The organism is Clostridium sp. AF02-29 (assembly GCF_934835585.1).
GTDB lineage: Bacteria > Bacillota > Clostridia > Lachnospirales > Lachnospiraceae > Otoolea > Otoolea fessa.
The window spans coordinates 1-3,032 of the sequence record NZ_CAKVZK010000073.1 but is presented as its reverse complement, the minus strand read 5'-3'; the positions used below and the strand labels follow the sequence as shown (position 1 = coordinate 3,032).

The 3,032-nt window shown below is 43.3% G+C and carries 4 protein-coding genes; 3 read left to right on the top strand and 1 reads right to left on the bottom strand.

The window, feature by feature from the left end:
- Nucleotides 1–42 precede the first annotated feature (42 nt).
- Together PUQ60_RS11405 and PUQ60_RS11400 are read left to right on the top strand one after the other, a co-directional pair.
- Nucleotides 43–384, top strand: coding sequence for an arsenate reductase family protein (locus PUQ60_RS11405; protein WP_117470060.1), 342 nt, complete (start codon nt 43–45; stop codon nt 382–384).
- Nucleotides 385–479: 95 nt separating this feature from the next.
- On the top strand, nt 480–800 hold the full coding sequence (locus PUQ60_RS11400; protein ID WP_015552630.1) for a nucleotide pyrophosphohydrolase: 321 nt from the start codon (nt 480–482) through the stop codon (nt 798–800).
- Between the two features lie 110 nt (nt 801–910).
- Here the strand turns inward: PUQ60_RS11400 and PUQ60_RS11395 are convergent, their stop codons facing one another.
- Nucleotides 911–1,987 (bottom strand): P1 family peptidase, encoded by a 1,077-nt coding sequence (locus PUQ60_RS11395; RefSeq protein WP_273483024.1) that lies wholly within the window; start codon nt 1,985–1,987, stop codon nt 911–913.
- A 316-nt stretch (nt 1,988–2,303) separates the two neighbouring features.
- On the opposite strand from PUQ60_RS11395, the gene PUQ60_RS11390 reads away from it, so the two are divergent.
- Nucleotides 2,304–2,921: a Fic family protein gene (locus PUQ60_RS11390; RefSeq protein ID WP_273483023.1), complete on the top strand. Its 618-nt coding sequence runs from the start codon at nt 2,304–2,306 to the stop codon at nt 2,919–2,921.
- Nucleotides 2,922–3,032: the final 111 nt, after the last annotated feature.

Sequence of the window (3,032 nt, the reverse complement as noted above, 5' to 3'; positions counted from 1 at the left end):
AGCCAGGGCATATTTCCAGGACAGAAAAGGAGTAAGAATGTTTTGAACATACAGATTTTTGGCACAAAAAAGTGCAATGATACAAAGAAGGCGGAGCGTTTTTTTAAAGAGCGCGGTATCAAATACCAGTTTATTGACATGAAAGAGAAGGGAATGAGCAAAGGCGAGTTTCGTTCAGTTGCAGAGGTCAACGGCGGAATCGAAAATATGGTCAACTGGGATGGAAAAGATAAGGATACGCTTGCACTGATCAAGTATATCGCGGATGAGGATAAGTTAGAGAAGATTCTGGAAAATCCGTCCGTGATCAGGACGCCGGTTGTAAGAAACGGGAAACAGTCCACACTGGGGTATCAGCCGGAGGTGTGGAAGGAATGGAAGTAATAAGCGGCAGATAGGAGCAGGATGGGAGTGGCTTATCTGCTCATGCTCAGAACACAACTGAAATGAGATCATTTACTGGAAAAGAGGAAATTTTTATGAAACAGGAAACCATAGACAGAATCCGCAAATTCACCGATGACCGCGACTGGGAGCAGTTCCATTCTGCCGCGAACCTTGCGAAATCTATCGTCATCGAGGCAGCAGAACTCCTGGAGTGCTTCCAGTGGAACGATGAGGAGTATGACCTGCAGCATGTAAAAGAGGAACTGGCGGATGTGATCGTATATTCCCAGAACCTTTTAGACAAGCTGGGACTTGACGCGGATGAAATCGTGAATATGAAGATGGGGATGAACGAGAGGAAGTATCCGGTGGAGAAGGCGAAGGGGAAGTCGGCGAAGTATGATTGCTTGTGAAAGAGTGTAGATATCGCCCAATGGACTGATTCTGAACAGAGGTTATCGCTGGGCATTTAGAATGAAAGAAGCACCAGAACCGGTGATATGCCGGAAATGGTGCTTCAAGTCTATTTTGAGGTTTCGACCTCCCTGTCGTTAAGATATTCTGCAAGACTGTAATACAGCTCTCCCTCTCTTCCGCGTGTCTGTTTTGCTGCCGTCATGGAATTTAAGATCGCTTCCTGTTCGGCTTCCGCAGCAGCGAGAAAAGCCCGGTTGATCACATGCTCCGGAATTGCTGATATCTGGAGAAGTTCCTCTTCGCGACCGGACGGGATCCGATTTGCGGTTGTAAAGCCGATCATGACTTCCCCGCTTCCATGTCCCGTATAACCGCCGGTTCGTGCGATGCCGACCCCTGTTCTTTTCAGGATCCGTTTGAGCTGACGGCTTGTCAATGGGAGATCGGTAGCCAGAATGCTCATGATCGAACCTTTGTCTTCTTCGGATGCAGCCATATCATTCTTTTCCTGCTTCCATTCCAGAATTTTTGGACCAACAGCCTCTCCGTTGAGTACAAAATCTTCGGTTGCACCAAAGTTTGACTGAACCAGAACGCCGATGGTGTATTCCTTTTCACCAATACAGATCACGCGGGACGCAGATCCGATTCCGCCCTTCATGCCGTAGCAGATGGTACCGGCGCCGGCGCCGACATCCCCTTCTTCGAACTCCTCGGCAGCGACCGCAAAAGCCTGCCGCACTTCTTTTTCACCAACTGCACGTTTCTGGATCTGGTTGATCCGGCAGTCATTGCACTCGCCAACGACCGGATTAATGCTCATTGGTTCCAGCCCATCATTCTGGCACTGCTCGATCACGATACCGGCAAGTGCATCCCAAACCTTTCCGACATTTAACGTATTTGTAAGGGCAATCGGTGTTTCAAGAGTCCCAAGCTCTTCTACCTGTACCAGACCGGCACTTTTCCCAAATCCATTGTGGACATAGGCTGCCGCCGTATAGTGATTTGCAAATGTATTGTCCGGTCCAGGGATGATCACGGTCACACCGGTATGATTTTCTTCTGTGTTCACAGTACAGTGTCCTACCAGTACACCAGGTACATCCGTAATCGCATTTCTTTTTCCTGTTTTCACTCTTCCGGGTACGATTCCAAAGTCCCGAATCCGTTTTTTCTCCACGTTGATTTCCTCCTTGGATTTTGTCGGCTATTTCTAATGATTGTATCATAGTTTTTGAAAAATAAAAACAGGATGAGGAGAATTTTCACATCAATCGTATTTATAGGATATTTTATTTACCAACATCCAACGGTGAAATGTTGTCGATAAGCACTTTGCCATTTTTTATGTTAATAGGAAGAAGGAACTATTAAACACGGCAAAATAAAAGTTGAATATTTCATGATAAAATGGATTTATTGCCGATATTATGGTATACTTATAAAAATAGATTTGTGACTGGAAAAGTGATCGCATGAAGAATATGAGGTAAACTATGCTTGAAAATAAATTAGGTATTACAGATTCTACAGAATTAGCAAGAATGGAAGAAAAAATCAGTAAGCAAAAAGCACTTGAAATGTTTGAAAGTGGATTTTTTGAGACATTAGAACCGGGGACTTATAAAAGTCTTGCGATGATCCATCAATATCTTTTTGATGAGATTTATGATTTTGCCGGTAAATTACGAAAGGTTAATATTTCAAAAGGAAATTTTAGATTTGCTCCGCTAATGTATTTGGAAACAGCGTTACAGAGTATAGACAAAATGCCACAGTCAACTTTTGATGAAATTGTCGAAAAATATGTTGAAATGAACGTGGCTCATCCGTTCCGAGAGGGAAATGGGAGAAGTACGAGAATATGGCTTGACTTGATGTTGAAAAAAGAAATCGGCTATGTGGTTGACTGGAGCAAGGTGGATAAAGAAGATTATCTGCTTGCCATGGAGCGAAGTCCTATCAAAGATATCGAAATAAAGTTTCTTCTGAAAAATGCACTTACGGATCATGTAAATGATCGAGAAATTTATATGAAGGGTATCGATCATAGTTATTACTATGAAGGTTATTATGTGTTTAAGATGGAAAATTTGACGGACATAAAGGATTGACTTGATTTAGCGTTAGAAAAGTGGAGGAATATGGATGCAGTATCGTTCAGTTAATGAAATAGCGAAAAAATGGAATGTGTCGGAACGAAGCGTTCGAAATTACTGCGCTCA

Excerpts from the sequence above, each read along its gene's own strand:
- PUQ60_RS11400 (WP_015552630.1), top strand. The coding sequence starts at position 480 with ATGAAACAGGAAACCATAGACAGAATCCGCAAATTCACCGATGACCGC.
- PUQ60_RS11390 (WP_273483023.1), top strand. The coding sequence starts at position 2,304 with ATGCTTGAAAATAAATTAGGTATTACAGATTCTACAGAATTAGCAAGA.